The 23,337-nt window shown below is 44.8% G+C and carries 20 protein-coding genes; 19 read left to right on the top strand and 1 reads right to left on the bottom strand.

Annotated features, from left to right (window positions below):
* The first annotated feature begins 9 nt into the window (after window positions 1-9).
* The 19 genes from KB559_RS15230 to KB559_RS15140 all read left to right on the top strand — a co-directional run bounded on the left by KB559_RS15230 (window position 10) and on the right by KB559_RS15140 (window position 23,165).
* Window positions 10-1,479, top strand: coding sequence for a TadA family conjugal transfer-associated ATPase (locus KB559_RS15230; protein ID WP_211022796.1), 1,470 nt, complete (start codon window positions 10-12; stop codon window positions 1,477-1,479).
* Window positions 1,457-2,440: a hypothetical protein gene (locus KB559_RS15225; protein WP_211022795.1), complete on the top strand. Its 984-nt coding sequence runs from the start codon at window positions 1,457-1,459 to the stop codon at window positions 2,438-2,440. Before KB559_RS15230 ends, KB559_RS15225 begins: the two co-directional genes overlap by 23 nt.
* Window positions 2,437-3,318 (top strand): hypothetical protein, encoded by an 882-nt coding sequence (locus KB559_RS15220; protein WP_211022794.1) that lies wholly within the window; start codon window positions 2,437-2,439, stop codon window positions 3,316-3,318. The genes KB559_RS15225 and KB559_RS15220 overlap by 4 nt, the downstream gene beginning before the upstream one ends.
* Before the next feature lie 27 nt (window positions 3,319-3,345).
* On the top strand, window positions 3,346-3,558 hold the full coding sequence (locus tag KB559_RS15215; RefSeq protein ID WP_211022793.1) for a hypothetical protein: 213 nt from the start codon (window positions 3,346-3,348) through the stop codon (window positions 3,556-3,558).
* A 24-nt stretch (window positions 3,559-3,582) separates the two neighbouring features.
* A complete protein-coding gene (locus tag KB559_RS15210) occupies window positions 3,583-4,092 on the top strand; it encodes a hypothetical protein (protein ID WP_211022792.1) in 510 nt (169 codons plus the stop codon).
* A gap of 68 nt (window positions 4,093-4,160) precedes the next feature.
* Window positions 4,161-4,592: a hypothetical protein gene (locus KB559_RS15205; RefSeq protein ID WP_211022791.1), complete on the top strand. Its 432-nt coding sequence runs from the start codon at window positions 4,161-4,163 to the stop codon at window positions 4,590-4,592.
* Between the two features lie 18 nt (window positions 4,593-4,610).
* On the top strand, window positions 4,611-4,841 hold the full coding sequence (locus tag KB559_RS15200) for an EsaB/YukD family protein (RefSeq protein ID WP_211022790.1): 231 nt from the start codon (window positions 4,611-4,613) through the stop codon (window positions 4,839-4,841).
* A 14-nt stretch (window positions 4,842-4,855) separates the two neighbouring features.
* Window positions 4,856-5,674 (top strand): DUF5050 domain-containing protein, encoded by an 819-nt coding sequence (locus KB559_RS15195; RefSeq protein WP_211022789.1) that lies wholly within the window; start codon window positions 4,856-4,858, stop codon window positions 5,672-5,674.
* A gap of 7 nt (window positions 5,675-5,681) precedes the next feature.
* Entirely contained in the window at window positions 5,682-9,593 is a 3,912-nt protein-coding gene (gene essC, locus KB559_RS15190) for a type VII secretion protein EssC (protein ID WP_211022788.1), read from the top strand.
* A gap of 48 nt (window positions 9,594-9,641) precedes the next feature.
* The gene (locus KB559_RS15185) at window positions 9,642-9,956 is read left to right on the top strand and encodes a WXG100 family type VII secretion target (RefSeq protein WP_211022787.1); all 315 of its coding nucleotides are present in this window, start codon (window positions 9,642-9,644) and stop codon (window positions 9,954-9,956) included.
* 238 nt (window positions 9,957-10,194) lie between these two features.
* Window positions 10,195-10,497 carry a WXG100 family type VII secretion target gene (locus KB559_RS15180; RefSeq protein WP_211022786.1) on the top strand — a complete coding sequence of 101 codons (303 nt, stop codon included), beginning with the start codon at window positions 10,195-10,197 and terminating at the stop codon, window positions 10,495-10,497.
* A 192-nt stretch (window positions 10,498-10,689) separates the two neighbouring features.
* Window positions 10,690-11,511, top strand: a complete 822-nt coding sequence (locus tag KB559_RS15175; protein WP_211022785.1) for a copper amine oxidase N-terminal domain-containing protein — start codon at window positions 10,690-10,692, stop codon at window positions 11,509-11,511.
* Window positions 11,512-11,523: 12 nt separating this feature from the next.
* Window positions 11,524-14,328 carry a hypothetical protein gene (locus KB559_RS15170; protein WP_211022784.1) on the top strand — a complete coding sequence of 935 codons (2,805 nt, stop codon included), beginning with the start codon at window positions 11,524-11,526 and terminating at the stop codon, window positions 14,326-14,328.
* Window positions 14,329-14,406: 78 nt separating this feature from the next.
* Window positions 14,407-15,237, top strand: coding sequence for a copper amine oxidase N-terminal domain-containing protein (locus KB559_RS15165; RefSeq protein ID WP_211022783.1), 831 nt, complete (start codon window positions 14,407-14,409; stop codon window positions 15,235-15,237).
* Window positions 15,238-15,398: 161 nt separating this feature from the next.
* Complete coding sequence (locus KB559_RS15160; RefSeq protein ID WP_211022782.1) at window positions 15,399-17,720, top strand: NlpC/P60 family protein; 2,322 nt, start codon at window positions 15,399-15,401, stop codon at window positions 17,718-17,720.
* Entirely contained in the window at window positions 17,717-19,309 is a 1,593-nt protein-coding gene (locus KB559_RS15155; protein WP_211022781.1) for a hypothetical protein, read from the top strand. Before KB559_RS15160 ends, KB559_RS15155 begins: the two co-directional genes overlap by 4 nt.
* Window positions 19,310-19,447: 138 nt before the next feature.
* The gene (locus tag KB559_RS15150; RefSeq protein WP_211022780.1) at window positions 19,448-20,341 is read left to right on the top strand and encodes a copper amine oxidase N-terminal domain-containing protein; all 894 of its coding nucleotides are present in this window, start codon (window positions 19,448-19,450) and stop codon (window positions 20,339-20,341) included.
* A 435-nt stretch (window positions 20,342-20,776) separates the two neighbouring features.
* Window positions 20,777-22,276 (top strand): DL-endopeptidase inhibitor IseA family protein, encoded by a 1,500-nt coding sequence (locus KB559_RS15145; protein ID WP_211022779.1) that lies wholly within the window; start codon window positions 20,777-20,779, stop codon window positions 22,274-22,276.
* Between the two features lie 118 nt (window positions 22,277-22,394).
* Window positions 22,395-23,165: a protein-glutamine gamma-glutamyltransferase gene (locus KB559_RS15140; RefSeq protein WP_211022778.1), complete on the top strand. Its 771-nt coding sequence runs from the start codon at window positions 22,395-22,397 to the stop codon at window positions 23,163-23,165.
* An 88-nt stretch (window positions 23,166-23,253) separates the two neighbouring features.
* Here KB559_RS15140 and KB559_RS15135 read toward each other — a convergent pair.
* Window positions 23,254-23,337, bottom strand: an 84-nt coding sequence (locus KB559_RS15135) for an IS3 family transposase (protein ID WP_211020181.1), incomplete at its 5' end; no start/stop codon positions are given.

Genomic DNA, 23,337 nt, shown 5'->3' with positions numbered 1-23,337 from the left:
GAAACAGATATGCTCACTCGCGCGAAAATCAGCGATATGCAGCAGAAAGTAAGTCATCAGATTTCCAAAAAAGAAGACATGGAGGATCTGAAGAACAAGTACACCACGATTCTGTTCGAAGAAGCACTCGAGCTGTGTCAGAAATATATCACGAAAGTAGCGACTCACGCTTTCAGACGGGAACACGATCCCGCGCGAAAAAGGGAAATGACCAAGTCGTATATTAACGAATTCGTCGATTCGCAGCGTCCGGTCGTCGAAGGTTATTACGAGCTTGTGGATCTGAAGCGGGCGTTGATCGACGAAATCACCCATTACGGGCCGATTACGAAAGCGATGGAAGATCCGGCGATCGATGAGATCCGAATCAACGGCACGGAGCAGATTTTTGTCGAGTCCGGCGGAAAGACGCTGCCGTGGGATCAGCATTTCATCGACAGGGAGCATCTGGAACGGATTATTTCCAAGCTGCTCGGGGTTTCGAAGGTCCGGCTCACGCCGAAAATTCCGATGGTCAATGCCAGAACGATCGAAGGTTATCGCGTCAACGCCACGCATGCGGATATTTCGCCTTACGATATGCCTGCGGTGGTTATCCGGAAATTCAGCAAGAAAAGTATTACCCCGGAAATGATGATCAAAAACGAGTCGTTTTCCGTAAACATGTTCAAGCTGCTGTCTCTTCTGCCGAAGGCGGATCTGTCCTGGATTACGGTCGGTCCGACCGGGAGCGGGAAGACGACGCTAAACGAAATGATGGTTAAGGAGATCAACCCGTTATCCCGGATTATCACGATCGAGAACCCGTCGGAAATGCGGTTGCTGAGACGGGAAGGGAACCACGAGCACGGACGGATCATCAACGACGTGCTCCAGTACGAATCGGTTCCGGACGACGACGATGCCAGTCCGGCCACGATGGAAAACCTGCTGATCAACGCGATGCGGCAGTCGCCACATTGGATCGGACCGGGGGAGCTTCGAACGCCGGGGGAATTCGCTACCGCGCTCCGGGCGGCGCAGACCGGTCACTTCTTCTTCACTACGCTGCACGCCGAGGGAGACCGGGAAGCGATCTACCGGTTCCTGACCGCCTATCTGATGGCTTCGAATGAGCCGGCGGAACTTGCTTTACGAAACATTTGCAGCGCCGTCAAGTTCATCGTTTTCCAGGAGAAGCTGGCCGACGGCACGCGGAAGGTTACGTCTATCTCGGAAGTGCTTGGTTCCGAGGGGTTGGAGCCGATCGTCAACCCGATTTATAAATTCATCTCGGAGGACGTTTTGGAGGAAGAAGGAACCCATCGGGTATTGAAAATCGTCGGGAAGCACAAGCGTGTCGGCATGCTTTCCGAGAAGGTCCAGCAGACCATGATCAAGGCAGGTATCAAGCGCAGCCGGTTTGAATTCCTGACCACGCCGCCAGGGGAAGATGACATAGAGGAGTACGGATTCCATGGATACAACTTCAATCATTAGTTTATTCTTCGGTATAACCGCATTCATCGTCTTCAATGCCGTGTTCGAAGTCCGTTTCTTTGAAGGAACGGGACGGTTTTTCCTGGGCCTGCTGGATACGCTCGCCGAGCACCTGGGCAGGTACAACACGAAGCGTTATCTGGAGCGGATCAAAAAAGAGCGGATCGTCAAGCGGAAGGAAAATGTGTACGCCAAGTACAACCGGCTGGTCGAAGGCTTGATCTTGGATTTTAACCTGCCGCTTACGCTGGAGAGCTTCACCTCCTTGCTATGTATCTGCTTTGCGATCGTGGTGCTCGTCGTCGTCATCTTTATGCAGAATGTGACCTTGGCCGTAGTTGTGACGGTGGCGATCTTTATCGGCCTGCTTACATATTTCGTAATGCAGTCCAAGGCGATCAAGGCGGAGAAGATGGAGAGCATCATGGATGCCGAAGACATCATTTGCCCTTTGGCGAGAGAAGGGGTGCTGGTCGCGATCAAAAAGGTAATGGAGAGCGACGAATACATAAAGCCCGGCATCCGGCCTTATTTTCAACAGTTCATCGATAACTGCGAGAATAACGGATACTCCTTCAAGCAGGCGATTACGCTGCTTAACCGCCAGCTCGGTCCGAAGTTCGACAACTTCACGAAGAAGGCGATCGTGTTCGAATACAACGAGCGGAAAGGGATGGCGGACATTTTCCTGGACATTGTAGACGAGAATGCGGTGCTCCGGGAGATTAATGCGCGGAAAGACCGGATTTTCCGGAAGATGAACCGGGATTTTCTGCTCAAAACGGTCATTATCGTGCTGTTCTTCCTATATGCTTTATCGGTCGAGGATTTTCGGGAGTTCATGCTGTATGGAACCTTCGGCAAAGTCATTAACACGTTCATGATCAGTATTATCTGCATTAGCTTCGCCCGCACCCAGGCCCTGCAGGGCAACCTCGGACCGGGGAGTGATGCCAAATGAGTTTTCTGGCGAAGCTCGCTGCGTTCATAGCTGTAATTTATCTGGTGAAGGTATTTATTTACCCCTTCTTCCGGCCCGTTCACGGCAAACAGAAGAAGCGGAATCGCAAGTTCATAAAGGAACGGAAGAATGCGCAGCTCGACCAGAAGTTCCAGAATTTCAAGCGGAACTTCTCTACCAAGTATGTCGGCAAGCTTCTGGGGAATGCGGAGAAACTCCGATTCCAGAAGATGATCGATCGGCTCGATTTAACAATGAAGCCGGAGGAGCTTCGGGCGGAGCAGCTATTCTACGCTTTGGCCGGGGTGATTGCCACTATGGTACTCATGACCGCGAACCAATTGTTAGGGTTTGTTACCGCCATCTTTATCGTCCTCGGCTGGATGTATCCGGTCTCGGAAATGGAGAAGAAGATCGAGAAGAAGAACAAGAACATTGCGTTCGACTTCCCCGCCTTCTACAGCATGGTTTACTACCAGTATTCGAAGTCGGTCAATATTTATTTGGCCGATGTCATCCGGGATTATCTGCCCAACGCGAACAGGGATATGCAGGAGGAACTCGGCGTCATGCTCGACAATATCGAGTACGGCGAAGAGTACGCGTTGAAGCAGCTTAAGAAGCGGGTACCGATCCATTACATCATTAAATTTTGCGATCTGATGGAGACCCGGTTGAAAGGCTACGATAACATCTCGCAGATGGTTTATCTGAAGAACGAGGTGGACAGCTACCGGATTCTAGCACTGGAGGAGGATCTGGAGCGGAGGCAGCGGACGAATTCGCGGATCCAATTGGTGCTGATCGGGGTGTTGGTTATCTATATTGCTATCTATTATTTATTTACGGTATTGGATTCAATCAAAATGTTTCAATAGAAGAATTGTGAATGAGGAGGATTTTAAATGAAAAAGAACCCTGAGCTTGTAAAAACAAAAAAGCAATCGTTATGGAAGGACGAAACTGGAGATATCGGAGTTAAGCAGATTGCAATTACGGTTGCGGTTATCGTCGTTATTGCGGCTGTTGTCGGGTTAATTAAGGACAGCTTCCTGAACACCTGGATTACGGAAATCTGGGATAAATTTATGGGATTGATCGATGAGCAGATCAAATAAAAACTCTTGATGCAGGTGAACTAAATGCGAGCCTTTGCCAAGGCAATCCTGATCTCCATGTTGGTGACCGTCGCGATCATGCTATTTACGAACTTTATTTACTTCTTTCCATGGTACACGACATTGATCGTTGAAACCTTCAATGTTACGCAAGTGGTTGCCAGCGACAATTATCTAAAAGAAGAGTATAAGGACGATGTTCTCGAAAAGTTAAAAGATCGTCCGATCTATCGCAAGAAGGCGGATCAGATCGAGATCTCCGTGAAAAAGCGGGATAGCGATACGGACGATCATTCCGCAGAAGGCAGAGACGCTTCGTTTTACGAAGAACTGTCGGAAGAGGAAAAGCCGTACCGACAACGCGGAGAATCGGTGACCGTCAAAATCAGTGCGGTTTACCCTTTAAGCATCAAGCTGTGGGGAAAGGAACTTGAGCGGGAAATTCCAGTTTCATTTACTTTGAAGACGACCGGACTGAAACACTACAAAGACTTGCCTTACTATGAATATCTGGACGGTTACGAGGAGCCATGAGGAATATTGCGATAGGAATTTTGGCAGTCATTCTAGTGTCCGTGCTTCTGCAGCCCCTGAGTGAGTTCATGAGTATTACCAAAGAGAAAATTTCTATTGGGACGGCATTGACGAACGCGGCACGCGCTGCGAAGGATCGCAGCCTGGAATATCAATTCCAGAGGGATTTGGACGCTACGGTCAATGAGGAAAGCTTCGCCAAGTACTTTGCCGGCGCTTTTGAAGACGCGCTAAATCTTACTTGGACCAACAAAGATGAAAATTCATACTTCCTAGAATTCAAGTCCAATGACGACAAGTACAACGATTTTTCCATTTCTCTCGAATTTGAAGAGGAAGAGGACTGGGAGACGGAACAAAAAGTAACGACGGTCAAAATGAAAGCGGAAACCGAATACAAGTTCAAATCCAAGTATCTTCAACTGGCCGAGAAGGCAGGAGAGGATGTAGCCACGAAGCTCACTTCCGAGCGCACCCTCATCCTCTCCATCAAAAACTAACCCAAAGGATGTGACGGCGTGGACTATATCATGATTACTTTCCAGGCCGGGCCGCAAATGACGAAAGAGCTTAAGATTCCGGTATTCGTTACCCCGGAAGAGCTGTTGTCCATGCTGTCCGAAGCGCTCGGGTTGTGGACCGGGCCGGAGAGCCGGCTGCAGGCGGAGCCTTTGGGCCGAATTCTGGACCCCGCCCGAACGCTGGAGGAAGAGGGCGTTGTGGATGGGGCACTGCTTACACTTGTGTAGAAGGGATGAATACCATGAACTGCAATCTGCATAATGGCGGACTGGCCTTGAAAAAGGAAGGGAGCCTGTTCCTAACCGATCTTCGCAATTATTCCGGAACCTATGTCCTTAATGAGGAGACGGGGGAGACGGTGTTGGCCGAAGGCGTGTTCTGGTTTATGAATTCCTCCTACGATTCGATCTACTACAGCAATCAGGCCCAAGGTAACCGGCTCTTTAGAATGGATATCGCCACACAGGTTTCCTCGCAGCTTACGGATCGTCCGGTGTATGGGCTGACCCGATCCGAGGATTGGCTTTATTACATTAGCGAGACAGACCAGAAGCTCTATCGTTGTCTCCTAAACGGGAAGAACGAAACTCGGATTACGGATGAGCCGGTTGAATCCTTTTTGGTTGAAGGGGAGCGGATCTTCTATGTTACCCAGCAAGGAATCAGGGCCTGCAGCGTGACCGGGAGCGGTAGAGAGCTGATATCGGATTTGGTAGCAGTCCATATGATCAAGACGGGAAACAAATTGATCTTTGCGGATAAAAAAAACCGTTACCTGCTGACCCTGCTTGATCTGCATTCCGGGGAGACGCAAGTGTACGAGGATATATCCCCTAGCAGTCTGAATACGGACGGGCGCTATATCTACTGCGCGAATCGAAGCAATGAGAATTCCATCTACCGGATCGATCCCGAATCGGGCAGCAAGATCCGTATTTGCGGAGAAGCCGCCGATTATCTGCACATTCTGGAGGATCGTCTTTATTTTTGCAGCCGGCAAGAGTGGTACCGAATGTCCCTGTCAGGCGGGCAGGCTGCCAAAGTCATAACGATATCGTGAGGTATTTATGATCAACGAAAAATATGAATTCAGCCGTCAACCCCGATTTTTACCGGAAATGCCGGGCGGGGAAATCGAAATTCCCAATCCGCCTCATGCGTATGAGAAGCCGGAAATTGCCTGGTTTGCCTTGCTGGCTCCTCCGGCGGTTATGCTCGTCATTACGATGCTGCTGGCATTGACTTCCCAGTCGATGTTTATGATGCTGTCGATCGCCATGACGGTCATGACTTTAATCGTGTCTTTGACTACGGCTGCTTCACAAATCAAGAAGTACAAGAAGAAGAAAAAGGAACGCGAGAAAAAGTATCTGCAATTCATCGCCGACACCAGAAGCGAGCTTCAACTGGCGAGAGAGCAGCAGATTAAGGCGATGAACGAGATGAGTCCTGACCCTGCCGCCTGTTTGCAAAGAATCCAGGAGATCGACAACCGGCTTTGGGAAAGAACGCCGTCTTCTCCGGATTTCCTTTCTCTCCGCTTGGGTGTTGGGAGTGTTCCATCCGCGCTTCGCATCAATTACACCAAACAAGCGATCATTATGGAAAGCGATCCGCTGCTTATGGAACCTCAGAGATTGGCTCTGGAGTTCGATCGGGTGCAAGGCGTGCCGGTGTCCATTAATTTAATCGCTTCCGAAATTTGCGGCGTTGCCGGGGAGGACGAGAAGACGTTCGCTGTGGTTACGCAAATGCTGCTGCAGCTGATCACGCATCATGGTTACGATGATGTCCGTATCGTCGTTCTGGCTTCCGAAGAGGGCCTCGAGAAATGGAATTGGCTGAGGCAGCTGCCGCATCTGTGGAATGACAGTCTGGACTTCAGATTTCTGCTCTGCGGCAAGGCGATCGCACATGCGGTATTGGGTGAATTGAACGGGCTGTTCAAGGAACGGGAGAAGAGAAACATCGGCGGGGTTCCGCTGCCGCACTTTATTTTTATTATTGAAGATCCAACCTTACTTGAAGAAGAACCGATCAACAAATATCTGTACAACAAGTGTGCTTCACTCGGCTTATCGTCGGTTTATATCGCGAAGAATCAGGCCTATCTGCCGATGAACTGCAAACAGGTCATCCTGGTGCAAGGGAAAACCGGCGAACTGGCGGACCGCGAATCCGGGGAGAAATCGACGTTCAATCCGGATATCGTCAATGTACAGCAGCTTACCGAGGCGGTACGCAAGCTGGCGCCGCTGCGGATCAAAAATTCTTCCGGGAATTTTTCGCTGCCGACTTCGCTGACGCTGCTCGAGATGGTGAAGGCGAAAACAACGGGGGAAGTCGATTTGTATTCCCGTTGGGAGCGGAACAAACCGTTTAAGGGCATGAGTGTTCCAATTGGGGCAAAAGCCGGAGGAACGCTGTTTCACCTGGACATGCATGAGACCGGTCACGGTCCGCATGGTCTGGTCGCAGGTACGACGGGCTCCGGAAAAAGTGAGCTGCTGCAAAGCATCATCATTTCATTGGCGATGAATTATCATCCGCATGATGTCGTTTTCGTTCTGATCGACTATAAGGGCGGCGGGATGGCGGATGTGTTCCAAGGCATGCCTCACCTTGTCGGGACGATTACGAATCTGGGCGGGAACCAGACTACCCGGGCTCTTTTATCCATTAAGAGCGAATTAATGAGAAGGCAACGGCTGTTCTCCGAGTACGGCGTAAACAACATCGACAGATACCAGAAGTTGTACTATAGCGGTAATGAAAATGGCCGAATGCCGGCGATTCCGCACTTGATTATGATTGCGGACGAATTTGCCGAACTGAAGCAGGATCAGCCTGATTTTATGAAAGAGTTGGTCAGTACGGCACGGGTTGGCCGAAGCCTTGGCGTTCACCTGATTTTGGCGACTCAGAAGCCGGCGGGTGTCGTTGACGATCAAATCTGGAGTAACTCCAAGTTCAAAATATGTCTGAAAGTACAGGATGAAGCGGACAGCAAAGACGTGATTAAACGGCCGGATGCGGCCATGATCAAAGAGCCTGGACGTGCCTTTATCCAAGTGGGCAACGATGAGATATTCGAGTTGTTCCAGTCGGCTTATTCCGGAGCGGATTACGATCCCGAAGGGGAAATGCAAAAGAGCGAAAATCGCACGAAGCGAATTTACGAAATTTCACTTCACGGTCGTGCCGAGCAGATCTATCCGCTGGAAGAAGAGAAAATCGCCAAGAAAGAAATGCCGAGCCAGCTTAAGACGATGGTCGAACATATTATTTCGTTCTCGGAGCGCAGCGGAATTCATCCGCTCAAAGGTCCATGGCTGCCACCGCTTCCGGAAAGTGTGTACATGGACGATTTGTACGCGTCGGAGGCCGGATTCCAAGCTTCGTCCGTGCGCTGGGCACCGGTAGATGAACTGCTGAGCGCACCCATCGGTTTGCTGGACGATCCGCGAAGTCAGCTCCAAGCTGAACTTTCCATCGATTTTGCCCATGAAGGTAATCTGTTTGTGTACGGTGCTCCCGGAACCGGAAAAACCTACCTGCTTAGAACCTTATGCATGTCGCTGGCTCATAAATATTCGCCGTCCGAAGTCCATCTGTACATTATGGATTTCGGAGGCAGCTCCTTTAAGCAAATTGAGCGCCTGCCCCACTGCGGCGGCGTGATGACGCTGGAACAGGAATCAAAAATCAATCAGTTTATGCTCTATCTGTTCCGCCTCATCGATGAACGGAAAAAGCTGTACGAGGACGCCCGAAGCGACGGATTTATCGATTACCGGAACCAGGGCGGACAATTACCGGCCATCGTAGTCATTATTGATAACTACTTTGCATTGTCAGAAACGTACGAGACGATCGACGAAAAAATGATCATGTTGTCCCGGGAAGGTCTGAAATACGGCATATTCCTTGTAGCTTCGGCTACGAATGCCGCGCTGGTCAGATACAAGCTGTCCGTCAATTTCAAAATGGCCGTTTCGCTGCAGCTTACGGATAAGAGTGAATATGACGGGATTGTCGGGCGGACGGAAGGATTGGAACCGGCGAAGATTGCAGGCCGGGCTCTTGTCCGCGGTAAACCGCCGCTGGAATTCCAAACCGCGGTTCCGGAATTCCGGGAGCGGGAGATGGAACAGGTCATCTCTACCTTTGAAGGATTGGCTGCCAAGGGACTTATCCCGATTGCGGCGCCAGTTCCGGTAATGCCGTCCAAAATCGATATTGCCGAAATCAATGAAGGGGTTCCACAGCTTGCCATTGGTCTGGCTGATCATGACCTGCAGCCGGTCTGCGTGGATTTGATGGCTACGCCGTTCCTGATGATCGCCGGAGATTCGATGGCAGGCAAGAGCACTCAACTGGTTGCCTGGATCAGTATGTTGAATGAGAAGCTGGGCGCGGATCAGTTGGATGTGTATGCACTGGATTCCAATTCGATGGGGCTCTTCGAAATGATGGAATACCCGAATGTCCGGGATTTGTCCCAAGTGGAAGACATGTACAGTCTGGTTGAAGACTTGAAACGGGAGATCGACGAACGCCGTTCGGAGCTCGTCGCGACAAGACAGACGGGAGGCAGCCTGACTACACTTTATGCAAAGTGGAAACAGATCGTATTTGTTATCGATAAAGTAAGCGAATTTACCGACGGAGACCAGTATGCGCTTAAGGAGCTGCTGGAGCGAATCGTCAAGCAAGAACGCGGCTTGAAAATAGCTGTGCTTGCAGCCGACTTAACCTCCGATTTGGCCAGCAATTGGGACAGCTTCGGTAAGGCGCTGCGGGAGGAACAAACCGGTTTGCTGCTTGGGAGCTTAAAGGATCAGAATCTGTACAATACGAGAATCCCTTACGGAACCCAGGAGAAAGAACTGGAACTTGGAGACGGTTATTTTATCGTGAAAAATAAATACACGGGTATCCGGACGGCGACATTATCCAAAAAGAAGGTACTGGCATAAACGAAATGCCCCGCCTCGGCCAGTGAACCATGAAGGAGGGATGGCGTCATGCCATCATCGAGCGATATTCAAAAGAAAGCAATCAATGCGGATTCGGTTTCGTACGATATCCGGCGTGAGTCCGGGACCTGCGCAAGTTCAGTCGCCGACTCCAAGTCTTGGTGGCAGGGGGAGGCGGGGAATACGCTTCGGGACGAGTACAAGATGATCAACCAAGAAATTACATCCATGACTGGAAAGCTGGGAAGCTTGAAAACCAATCTTTACACGCTGGCTTCCAAGGTCTCGGAGGCGGATCTGGCCCGCCAACAAAAGGCAGCCGAGCTCAGTTCGCCGAAACGCTCGATTTCAATGAGGTATTGATATATAAGTTGAATTACTGAAATGAATGTGGGGCCAGTACGTAAAATGTTCCTATGATCGCTGTTGGTTCCAGATTTCTCTTGATCTTATAGAATCTGAGTCGGCAGAAATCCGGAACCAAAGGCGACCGCTCCGCTTCTTCGGAATCATTTTACTCCCTTGCCTGCATCGCATTCTTTTATTCAACTTATATAGTTTTGTTAGGTAAGACAATTTTGCTTGAAAGGAGGTGAAAATAATGGCAGGTGGAATCCAACAGTTTAGTCCTGAGCAAGCCAGAAGCGTAGCCAGTTCGATCAAGAACAAAGGTTCGAATCTGGAGTCCCTTTTGAATCAGCTTGAAAAGGAAATCGACGGCGTATCTTCTTGGTGGAAAGGTGAATCATCCAGCACTTTTATCGATGAATTCAAAACTTTGAAGAAAAACAGCCTGATGAAGCTGGTTGAATGTGTAGGCAAAATTAGCGACCAAGTGAATCAAATCGCTACCATCAAGGAACAAAGCGAGCAAGATCTCGCAAATCAGCTTCGCGGCAAGTAATTCCTATAGCGTGATAAGAGATGCGATGAAGCAATGAACATCTCTTATCACGCTACTTTATAGCAAAGAACATGAATTCGGAAAATAAATGGCAAACGCGGCTTTATATATTTGATGAGCCCTTTGCAGTTGATGGATATTGAAAAATAGAAATAAAAATAGCATCTATTCCAAACTAATAGGAGGTAAATGATGAAACGGAAAATCGGTACAGTAATGGCTATGATCTTATTCTTGGTGAGTGCAGTTCCCATGATGACTTCGGCGGCTCCTTTGGCACTGCGGGTAGAAGTCAACGGGGAACGCATCTATTTTCCGGATGAACAGCCTTATGTCGATAAAGCCCAACGGGTACAAGTGCCGGTGCGCTTTGTAAGTGAAGCACTGAATGCAAAGGTAGACTGGACGGCCGCTACAAAAACGGTAACCGTTAAATTGGATTCCAATTTGCTGACCCTGGTACTGGGCAAAAAGGAATATGACGTCAACGGAAAGAAACTGCAAATGGATACGGCCGCAAACCGTGTGGGCGGTAGAACCTTCGTACCGCTTCGTTTCGTGAGCGAGGGATTGGGCGCATCCGTCAAATGGGATTCTAAGGTAAGCACGGTGTATATCAGCACATCGGGATTTGTTGATGATGTTAAGAAGCCGGAGACGGAAAATGAAATCGTAGAGGAAACAATTCAAGGATTTAAAGTAAAGCATAATACGGGGTCTCAATTAAGAATTACGAAAAATTCGGAATACCTGGATGAAGGATATGCCTTCTTGTCACTAAATATTCGATTTGCAAAGAATGGGGCAAATTATGAAATGCAAGTTCAGGAAGTAGAAGAAATTCTATCACAGAAAATCGATGAAAACACGGTTAAGGCTATCATGAATTATGTGAAAACTAAAAATAAAGTGGAACAAGAATTAAAAATGAAGACCTTTGAAGACAACAAATATATGATTATGGTAGGCTCCAGTATAAACTCCAATATTGGAATTACTGTACATTATAGGTAGGTGGCTTTCATTATGAGAAAAAGTCTGATATGGACATTGATGCTATTAATTGTAATTAGTTCTTTTTCTACTTTACATGCACCTATAACCTCTGCTAATGTAATTTCTTCTCCTAAAGACGTCTTGAAGAAGATTAATGAAGATATGGACGTTCTCTATGATTTAGGGAAAGACTATTATAAAGATTATATTACTCTAAATGGCAATAGGTTAAACCTGCGTACCGATCTAATTCAAAAGAGACTTAATATGGCTACTAACGAAGGAGATAAACTAGAACCCAAAGCCAATACGTTTGAAATCGTTTATGGTAGTGACCATGGGGCATATTTGAATCATAAAGGTCAAAAAATGCGAGAATATAGCGGTTATTCAATAGACGGACATTCCGTTCCTACAGAGGGTGTAAGATGGTTCGCTGGTTGGAGTGGTAAAAAAATTCAGGACTTTAAATTAATTCCGCAACCATGGATCAATCCGAAAGTTAGAGGTTATGGGATAACTCAAACTGACTTTGACCAGTACTCTGACACTGGTAATAAATACTTACAAGATGGTACTTTTGAACAATCTATTCTTACAGGTTTAACGATAAACTATGGTGGAAAGCATACTTATGACGATTTTATCTATAACGATAAAAATGAAAAGTATTTAGGCAGAAGAGTATATGATGACGGTGCTAAACCTTCCCAAGGTGGAAACTGGACGCACTATGTTCACGTACTTCAGCCGCCAACGGAGTATTCTTGGGGTTTTGGAACTATTTATATCGATAGCTCTATAGGAATAACTTATTTAGACATCCCTTTAGCACCGTTTATTTTGCAGGATAAAGATATATCCGCCAAGTTTGACTCACTGCCCAAAGAAGCGGTTGCCGGAGATCGAGTAAAGGTTGCCGTAAGCGTACAATCCTCCTTTCCTGACCCGGTGACTCCTGAATATGAATGGTCCATTACCAGTGGAGGCACAGCTTTAACCTCACAAGATGATGGTCTACAGTTTTCGGGGCATTCATCAAGTTCCTCGGGGACAATTAAATTAGTAAAGAACCAAAGTAGAGTGTTATTCGCTGAATTCGTTATGCCAAATAATGAGGTCAGAATCCAATTTAAAGTTAATTCTGATGGGAAAAGTCCGGAGGAAGCCTTATTAGGAAATAACAAGTTGGATTCTAATCCAATAGCGGTCAAAGTAATTAAACCTATTGGGCTCGGTTATGACGTCCTTTCGCAAAAAGATAGATTCAGTTTGATTAATAACCCTTTGACTGCGACTTTAAAGCTTCCATTTCCTGATGCATCCTGGACAGGACCTGCTACAGGAATGCTTAATGTATCGAATGATACTCCGGATTTGTTCAGGGAGCATAAAGTAACGAACAATCCGGAAGTTAATGAGTGGAGCGAAACTATTTCTAGGAGCCCTGTCTTCGAAGCTACGATTCATCGCAAGGACTTTGGGGATGATCCAGAGAACAAAAAGTGGAAGAAGCCTGCTCCCGATCCAAAAGATCCTATCCGCCGAGATGGGACAGTATCCTATTCAGGCTCTGTCAGTAGAGACTATGAATATACAGTAGAGGATTGCATTAAAGATGAAGAGGGGAATCCACATTGTACTGATCGCACGGTAGAAGGAACTGATACAGCTCCGTTTCAAGTTCCAGGGACTGACAAAAAAATATACGATGTTTATGTTTACAACGGCCTGAAGGAAATCCCGGAGCAGACCTTTCAAAATAAAATTAATTACTCCACCGCGGACAAAACATTCAAAAAGGACATGTACTGGGAAAATGAACCCTATAATTACGATGTAATCCGATGGATGTACCATTTGGACGAGAACGGGAAGCCCTATGCACCAAACGGAATAAAGCCTGATGCCAATGACAACGGAATTGCCGTTCCAGGTCAATATCAGCGTGTATTCACCCAGCAGGCGAGCGCTAATATCGCTTGGAAATCGGAGAAGACGATGGCGCAGGAATATGCGACAGCCAGAAAAGCGGCAAAAGACAAGAAAAACAACAAGAAGCTTTATGATAAAGCAGTATTTCCAACGGACCGTGATCTGCAAAAATATGCTTATCCGATCAAATCCGGTTATTATTTCAATCCGGCCGGAAGCTACACCTTTAACGTAAAGACCGTTACTTATAAGCAGTCTGACGCGGATACCAAGGATCATGAGGATTTGGTAAACACGCTAATCGACTCCTTCCGCTATGAAACCAATCTGATCTATATCAACAACAAGAAAACTGCGGTGAATATCGCAAATGACCCACTGGATCCTAAAGGCGGCGGCTTTAAAACGGTTCCCGGGATTTTGTCGGCCAAGAATCCAAAAGGCGTAAACGGCGAGGTCCTGTTAGAGGTGTTGGATCGAAGCGACAAGAATGAACAGAGGTTTAAGAAGGAAGTTGAGGAGATTGAATCCTCCATGCAAAAAGCCGGAACCACCCATAAGTTTTGGAAAATGGTAATGGAGGGCTACACCGATTCTTCCACCTTAGGCAGCAATACTTATTATAACTATCGTGAATTTGTAAAAGACGGCCAGAAAAAAATGTACAAGATTACAGAAACGACGAAAGTTACGATTCAAATCAATCCAAAGAATACTGCGATCTATACTCATGCCAATATGCAGAACGGCAAGTATTATGTAAAAGCATGGGTAGCAGATACGACTCTTTCCAGAGGAGATCATACCTATAAAAAGTTAGGTACCCTTCAAGGGGTGGACTTGCTGGACAATATTGAAGTAACCGTAATCGGCTCGATGTTTGATGATTTGAATAACTAACCTCTAGGCGTGGCGACAGGATAAGCTTGTTGCCGCGTCTTTTTTTATTCCAGGAGTGAATATTCAGGGGGAGAGAAAATGATACGAAAAATCGGTACAGTAGTGGCTTTGATTTTATTCTTGGTGAGCGTAATCCCAGTTATGGCTTCTGCCGCACCTCTGCAATTGCGTGTAGAAGTCAACGGGGAACTCATCTATTTTCCGGATGAACAGCCTTATGTCGATAAAGCCCAACGGGTACAAGTGCCAGTGCGCTTTGTGAGTGAAGCACTGAATGCGAAGGTAAACTGGACGGCCGCTACCAAAGCGGTAACCGTTGTGCTGGGTTCAGACACGTTGACCTTGTTGCTGGGCAAAGAGGAGTATGACATCAACGGGGAAAAACAGCAAATGGATACTGCAGCGAATCGTGTGGGCGGAAGAACCTTCGTACCGCTTCGTTTTGTGAGTGAGGGATTGGGCGCATCCGTGAAATGGGACTCAGCATCAAGCACGGTGTATATCAGTACATCGGGGTTTGTTGAGGAGGTTAAGAATCCGGAGACGGATGAGACGAAGGATGAAGTTTATGAGGAAACCATTCATGGGTTCAAGGTGAAACAAAATACGGGGTCTGAATTAGATATATGGGAAGGTTCAGGAACAGGGCACACTGCCCTATTCATCTTAAGTATCACCTTTTCAACTAGAGGTGCCGACTATGGGATGCAAATTCAGGAAGTGGAGGACATCTTGTCCCAAAAGGTAGAAGCCAAAACCGTTCAATCAGTCATGAATTATGTGAAAACAAAGAAAAAGAAAGAACCGGAACTGCCATTAAAAATATTTAAGGACGATAATTATGAAATATATGTAGATTCGAGTATTAACTCAAGTATCGTAGTTACTGTTTTCAATAAGAATAGGTGAGTGATTGAGCTTTCAGCAGGTACATTTACACTAAACCTAGCATTTTTATGAAATATGTAAAAACTAAGACATAAGAAGAACAGGCATTGGACTTTAAATATTTACAGATGACGCGTCTTATTTTCTATGAATGATGTAGGTTGATGGAAAGGATCGATTGAATGAGCAGTATTAAGATAGATCCCGCGAAGCTTGAAGAATTATCTGCCATGCTTAAGAAATTGAGTGGAACGATAGGGGATCGGGAGCAATATCTTTTTAAGGATATAACCCAACTGACCCGCGAGATACGAGGCGATTATCCGGAACGTGAAGTACAAAGGGCTCTAGATAAGGTAGATGCAGACCTTCAAGAGATTCGAAAACTGGCATCTTCAGTCACTTCCAGACTCACTAAAAAGTCGGATGTTTTAATACAAGCAGCAACAATTTATCGGCGTGATGAGGAAAAAGCAAAGAAAACGATGAAACAAAAATACATACCGCCTGTTCCGTCTTCTTACTACATCAAGGGAGGAGGACTATCTGGAGAAGGATTGAAGGCTTACTTGGATGATCCGTTATTTCAGGATCCAGTGGTTCAAAGGCTACATGAACTAGCTCTTAAAGGTACGGAAGAGGAACAAACCGAAGCGAAAAAGAAACTCGACGAGATTTTTAAAGCCAGAAATACGATTGCTCGTGCCCAGGTAGCACATGCTGTATATAAAACGTTTGGAAATATTCCGCTTATGAATAATGCTCATAAAGAAGCCTTCAATCAGCGTGAAATCTTGAAGAGGTACGGAATTAGTGAAGACCTTTATAAGGAGGGAGTTGATTTGACGGCTCTTTATAAAGGAAGCAAGCTAGAGGCATGCTCATACGATCCTTCCTTTCAGATTATGAAAGACGATAAATTTATCCCGGTACTTTTGCCGCAAGATAACCAGTACCATTATTTGTTAGGCTTGATTATGGAAGGTGGATCTAAGGGTGCCTGGGCGCAAAAACAACTCGATGAAATTCACGAGCAATTGAAGGAAATCGGCCGTGCTCAAGTCGCCTGGTGGGAATATAAGGCCAAGAACATGAAGAATGAGATGAACGGAGCCCATGAGTATGCGGAGAAGCTTCGGAGAATTTTAAAAGAAAAGTATTCACTTTCCCCTGAAATGGTTGACGGGGTTGATTTTAAGTATTTGTGGACTGGTGTGGGAGCTGCAGGGAAGGCTTTGAACTTGGAAGAAAAGATTACAATTACATCAGAAAATAAATTAATTGACGCAAATGCTTTGAAAGAAATGAATAAAGCTATAAAAGAGATTGAAGGATCCAAACAGAAAATTATAGCTTTGTATGAACGAAATCTACAAATACTTCCTTATATTACGAAGGATTTAACTAATAAAGAAGTGATAAACTCATTAGAAAAGTTTAAATCCCATTATTCGAAATTTAAAGAAAGATACGAGAAAGTATCAGTAAAAACTGGAGTACCTCCTGAGCTAATTGCTGCCATACATTGGAGGGAAGGTTCAGGTGATTTTAGTACATATCTGCATAATGGCGACCCGCTCGGAAAGAAAACAACGCATGTGCCAAAAGGAATTTTATTTTCAAATTGGGAAGATGCCGCAATAGATGCTATAAATATGAAAAAAAAGGTTAGGGATAATGTTGGTTTAACCAGTTCTTCAAAAGATATTCCTAAAATGATGGCTTTTGCTGAGTTTTACAATGGTATTGGTTATTTAAATCATTCTGTAAACAGCGTATACGTGTTCAGTGGTACCAATATTCCGCTAGAGGGCAAGTACTATTCTGACGGAAAATTCACATATGGTCCAGTTAAGGATAGCAATCCAGGAGTGGCGATCATGTTGCTGTCTATTATGAATGTTGAGGGTCAAGGTAAAACTGAATCAACAGCGCCTCCTGTTATCTCAAACCAGCCCCACTTGCCCAACATAAAAGCCGATAATGCAAGGGACGAAATTTTGAATTTGGCAAAAGAGTTTGTAGGAAAAGTTCCTTATTATTTGGATGAAAAGAGACCAACTTATTTAGATCCGAAATCCCCTCCAAAGGGAATGGATTGTTCAGATTTTACTTCAGCTGTCTATAGGACTGTTCTACGAGACTTAGGGGTTGGAGACGATATTGATATTGGAATTAATACAGCTACCCAAATAAAATCAGGAATGAAAATATGGGGAGAGGATATGGGAGAGAAATTCAACGTTTCACAATTAAAGAAGGGAGATCTTATTTTATTTACTGGTGCCAACTCATCTCAAGTAGGTCATGTGGCTCTCTATTTAGGAGACGGTAAGATTATACATGAAAGTGGTCAAAATAATAAGAAAGGTAGCAATGTGAAAATTTCAAAACTAGAAGGTTATTGGCTGACAAAGCAAAAACCAATAGCAGTGCGCCGAATAATTGGAGATGACGGAACTATTTATGGCCAAAAGGAAAAAAAGGTAGGGAATATAAAATGAAATATACAGCATATTTTTTAACTTTAATATTTATAGTCTTAACTATGACAGTTGCATGTGACTCTAAAGAAAAGATACTTGAACCTAAAGAGGTTGATTCGAATAAATCTCTTGCGGTTCATGTTGATAGTAAAAAGTATGATTCCTCAGTGGATCTCAACACCCCGAATTTTTTTACTCAGTTTATAAAGTATTTTGATATGGATGAAGACACACTTATTCAAACACTGCAAAAAGATTTTAATGAAACCCCGGATTCAGGAAAGGATCAATCTACCGGTTCAATATGGCTTAAGTTAAATGAAGCAGGGCTAGTATTCCATTTAACCGAAGAAGAGGGAATCCCCGTAAGCGATATTGAGATTGAAGACTCGAGTCCTATTAACTTTAAAGGTTTGAGAGGAAAAATGCAGTTTTCAGATATCATGAAGCAAGCCGGTGAAACTATGATAACAGCACAATCAGATTCGGAATCGGGAAGAAGATTTTATAGTATCACCTATCCATTGGAGGGAGTTAGTGTTATTTTCACCACAGAAAACATATTTGAAGACTCCGCTAAAATGAAAGTCAGTTCATGGGGATATTATGATAATGAGCCTACGCTACTAAGTCCGAATGTCATACAAAACTACTATGGAGCTTTCACTCTTCCAGATAGCTGGAAAGGCAGAATCGCTTTAGAAGAGATAGGTGATAGCCAAACTGTTTTATATCTTGGGAAAGAAAAGGAGTATCCTCTAATCAAGCTGGCTTCTTTTAATATGGTGGAATGGATCGACATGAGTAACCTGGAGCAAAAGAAGTATGAAATGGTTGTACAAAATGAGGATTGGGTCATTGTCACTCAAGAAATTCAAGACTACCCAAGTGACGATAGAGAGAAAGCGGAGTATGAAGCCATGGAAAAAGAGGTGGAAGCCATCTTGAGGACATTTGAAGTAAGTGAAGATTTTAGGGAAAACAATGAGAATGTAGAGTCAACCACGATTGTTTGTAGTGATTCAATTATAGAACTAACAGATATGGACCAAATTGTGAACGCAATCGAAGAATCATTCCTAGAAAGTTCCTCTGATTTCTCTGAGGCAGCATTAGATGAATATTACGCAAAAGTGGGGAATTGCTTTTCAAGAGAAGTGGATAAATCCTTAGTAAACAATTCGTCGCTCAAAGAACTTGTAACTAGTCTGAGGTTAAATATATCGAAGCTACACGATGCATGGTATGAATTACGCTATATATCAGAAGGCGGAGGAACCATGTGGTCTCACTTTTCTAGCAGACAGGGGAGTGTGATCGATGCCCCTATTTTAATGTACCTTAGAAGGCTGGAGATGGAGAATGGTCAGATATTAAGCGAGGATCGGGTTAATGAATTAATTACGAAGTTATCGGATTTTCGTGACGCTTACAAAAATAATTCTTTAGAAGTGTTATACACAGAAGACGAAGAAAAGTTATCTATGGCTTCAGAAAAATTAGTCAAATCCTATGATGACTTATTAGTTTCACTTGAGATGATGCCTAAGAGTGAGGCTTCGGTTGAGCTGTTGGAATTTCTAACCCGGTATAGTTTTAAAAAGTGATTTTGAGAGGTATTATATACGTTTATATTCGACCCGGTTATCACAGTTCATTTTGGACGATGAAGAGATTAATTTGGAATAGCAATAGTTTTGAAGAGGATGACCTGTATTCAAAAAATAAAGGAGATTATTATTACCATGAAACTCAAAAAAACAGGATTTATTTTTATATATCTTATACTAGTGCTTACTATGATACCCGCTTTATCTTCGGCTGCTAAGCTTTCTCTAAGTGTTGAAGTAAATGGAAACAGGATTCCGTTCCCAGACGCGCAGCCTTTTGTGGATAAAAGCAATCGAGTCCTGGTTCCCGTAAGATTTGTTAGTGAGGCTTTAGGAGCAGAAGTTGGATGGAACGGTCAAACTCAGAAAGTAACCTTAGAGTTGGGAGAAGATATCATCGTTCTTACATTAGGGAAGAAGGCCTTTACCGTAAACGGCCAGACAAAGCAAATGGATACCGTAGCGCAACGGAAAGAAAGCAGAACGTTCGTACCTTTGCGTTTTGTTAGTGAAGCACTCGGGACTAAGGTGAAGTGGGATCCAGAGCTTTACACCGTAAAAATAACGACAAGTCTTGCGGCGGAGGAGACAAATCAGTCTGCTGATTTTACGAAATCAGATGGGACGTTTGATTGGGACGCTTGGGAAGCATCTAGAAACGTGGAAGGTAAGAGTGAAAAACTAAAGACACAGGGTTTTAGCTATTATGGTGCTTATAAATCAGGATTAACAGCAAATGCATTTTATGATGATTATGAAGGTGAGGTAAAGAAAAAAGCAATTATTATTCAACTAAATATCGATTTTGGACGCGAAGGCGTAGATTACAATCAGCAAGTCAAGGACTTGGAGGAAGTATTGCGCCAAAGAATTGATAGTGACGTTGTAGACTCTATAATGAAATATGTAAAACATAAGGATAAACGAGATGAAACGTTAGAAGATAAAGAGTTTCAGGACGATACATTTAGAATTGAAGTCGGATCTAAATATTGGGACGACATTCTTGTTGCAGTTTGGTACAAGTAGGTGACCCTCTCATGAAAAGACGCATTGGAGCATTTTTTCTTGTTATATTTATATTTAGTTATCTTGATTAATAAAGATATTGATTCGGAGGTTACAGAAAATGAAGGAGATCCAGCGGGTACTACAATGTCTGATTATTCGAATGATAAATATGGATTTGAAGTAGACTATCCATCAAGTTGGAAATTTTAGAAGAGTCTCCTGCTTGAGATGGCGTTTACCTATATGAGGAAAAGATGCAACGATATTCATACTTATGGTGGGTATTATCATTTATATGGAAGTGAAATTAGAGTGCAACTCTACGCTGCTGTCACTTCAACGTTCTACAGCAAAAATCGTGAACTGCTGTTAGAGATGGCGAAGAGCATATATATTACAGATTGAATGTGATGCATGATTCGAATGGAAAAGTGAGGAACAGGGGCGGATGTTTTGAATAGGTTAATAATATTGCTACTGCTAAGCTGTATTCTAATTTCCATTGGTGGGTGTAAAGCCCGCTCTGATCACGATACTCAAGATGAATCCGCCAATACTAAAACCGTAATATCTACTGAAACTCCAGAACAAACTAACGATGTAACGGAATCTAAGTATCTAGCATTATTTCATTTAGACATGACTCTGGAAGAAGTAATGACGCACCTGGAAGAAAACGATATCGAAATTATTAATGAAATTGAAAATACTAGGGACTTTAATGCATGGGATTGGGGAAATAAATACATTTGGACAGAAGAGGTAAGCCTTACTTTTGATAAGGACTTACTTTTATATTCAATTTCTTTTGATAATGATGAGCCGGCTCCAAAAGGAATTAAGGTTGGTGATGGCACGGAGCGGTTGGAAAAGGCATATGGACAAAATTATAAGTTATATGATCCTGAAGAATTGGTTCGTTTGGGGTACATTGATAGCGAAGATGTAAACACCGAGGTTTATGAATTTTCAATCGATGATTACTATTTCCAAGCTTCCGCCACCAATCACAAGATTGACAGCTGGGGGATCACCAAATATAAGCTGTCGGAAACCATGAAAAAGAACAAAAGATATTTAAACGACCAGATAGGCTTTGAAATTGAGTTTCCCGAGTCCTGGGACGATTCCAAATACGAGGTAGTAGAAGACTTTGACGTAATTAAAGTTTACTATCTTCCGCAGAACAGGGACATTGAGAAGGCTACGCTGTTTGAATTATATATTTACGGAACCGTGGAAGAATGGGATGTATGGTGGGATAACGGAGGAGAGGAAGAGGGCCTGCCGTTTTCGAAAGTAGGAATTTGCAATGGAATGGTCATTGTGGCGAGCGGTCCGACTGAGGCTATATATCAGGGCAGGGAAGAAGCGGCCGTAGATGCTCGGAAATACGATGAAATGATGAAAGATCTCGGTAAAATTTTCGATAGTTTTAAGCCCTTGTCAGGGCAAGGTATGGACCGAGATATGGACCCGCAGGCAGAAGTACCACCCTTAACTGATGAAATAGCACTTCAGCTAAGGGACGAAGCGATCAATGTCTATTTCACCGTCTTTAGTGCCGGCGGAAATGAATGTGCATCCTTTGACGAAAGGCTCGCCGATGAGGAGTTTTTTCAATATTATTTCTGTAAGGACTTGAATTCGAGGGAGAAGATCAGCGAATATTTGGAACGGATTTTCACCGAATCCTTGGTACAAGAAATGATAGAGTCCAGTGTGGTTGAAGCGCAGGACGGCCGTCTAGTCTATACGATTTATGAAGTGGGCTCCTTATTGAACTGGGATGAGGCTGAACTAGCCGAGGTTTCCGTGGATGAAGCGGACAGGAAAGAATTTGTGTTTAGGGTACCCGATGTGGACGAGGTCATGGAGTCGATTACCCTGCGATTTTTTTACGAGGAGAATAAAGGCTGGAGATTGAAAGACCATCCGGTGGAGTATTTGTAACCTGGAGTAACGATTGTAGGAACATTTTAGGCACGCACCGGTCCTTACCCGCGTACAATAACCCAACTAGGATATAGCCCGGAATCAAGTACTTCCGGCGATCTGCGAGGTGGACCACATGATTATTCTTCCGCCGGGCGAGGCTGAACGGATCGGGCAGCTTCAATTGACCGGAGTAGAACAGGAGATTCTGCAGGGCAAACAGCAAAGCCAGGTGACTTACCGCTACGGTTCCATTGGTGAACTGGAGTTCGAATTAAAGACGAGAAGCGCGATTGTAGAAGCGGCCAGGGCACTCCATGCCAGCGGCGCTAAATTTGCTACGTTTAAAAATTCGCGGTGTAATGAGGCGCTTTGGAACCGGGAACCAAACGGTGGCTTTAGGTTGCGGAGCGGAGTAACGCCGGCCGAGGGCATTCGCGATATTTTTCGGAACGGATGGGCTTATGCTTTTGAATGCGCTACGGCCATGGTAATCGTGCTGTATAAAGGCGTGCTGGATTCGATTGGTGAGCCTGCGTTCAATACTTATTTTGCCGATTTACTTCTTTATGATTGGAAATATGACAGCGATCTTCGGATTATCCCGGCGGTTGAAGCCTATCCGGGGGATGTGCTTTATTTTATAAACCCCGATTTCAATCCCATGGCGCCGGAATGGCGAGGAGAGAATGCGATCTTACTTCCGGACGGAACCTACTTTGCTCACGGTATGGGGATTCGTACTGGGGCGGAGATCATTGCGCTGCTCAACACTAGACGAAAACCGGGGAGCACGACATCCGCATATAAAACGGACGATATAGAAACGCTGGATTTTGCCTACACTCAAAGACTGAAGACCGTTATTGCAAGAATCGGAACCCGGGTGTATGCCTACGGGTGGTAGAATGGGATATGCGAAAAAGAAATGAACAGCCTTCCTGATAGCGTTATAAACTGGTACCCTTGTCAAGGACACTTAAAAAAGAGAAGGCTTAGGCAACAGACAATAGATGATTCCTGTACTGAACAGGGGTCATCTTTTTTAATCCCCATTGATACCTGTGATGGTTGTAATA

The sequence above is a fragment of the Paenibacillus sp. Marseille-P2973 genome, from assembly GCF_018101095.1.
GTDB classification, from domain to species: Bacteria; Bacillota; Bacilli; order Paenibacillales; family Paenibacillaceae; genus Fontibacillus; species Fontibacillus vini.
Note: the sequence above shows the minus strand (reverse complement) of the source record. Positions and strands in the feature narration are given on the sequence as shown.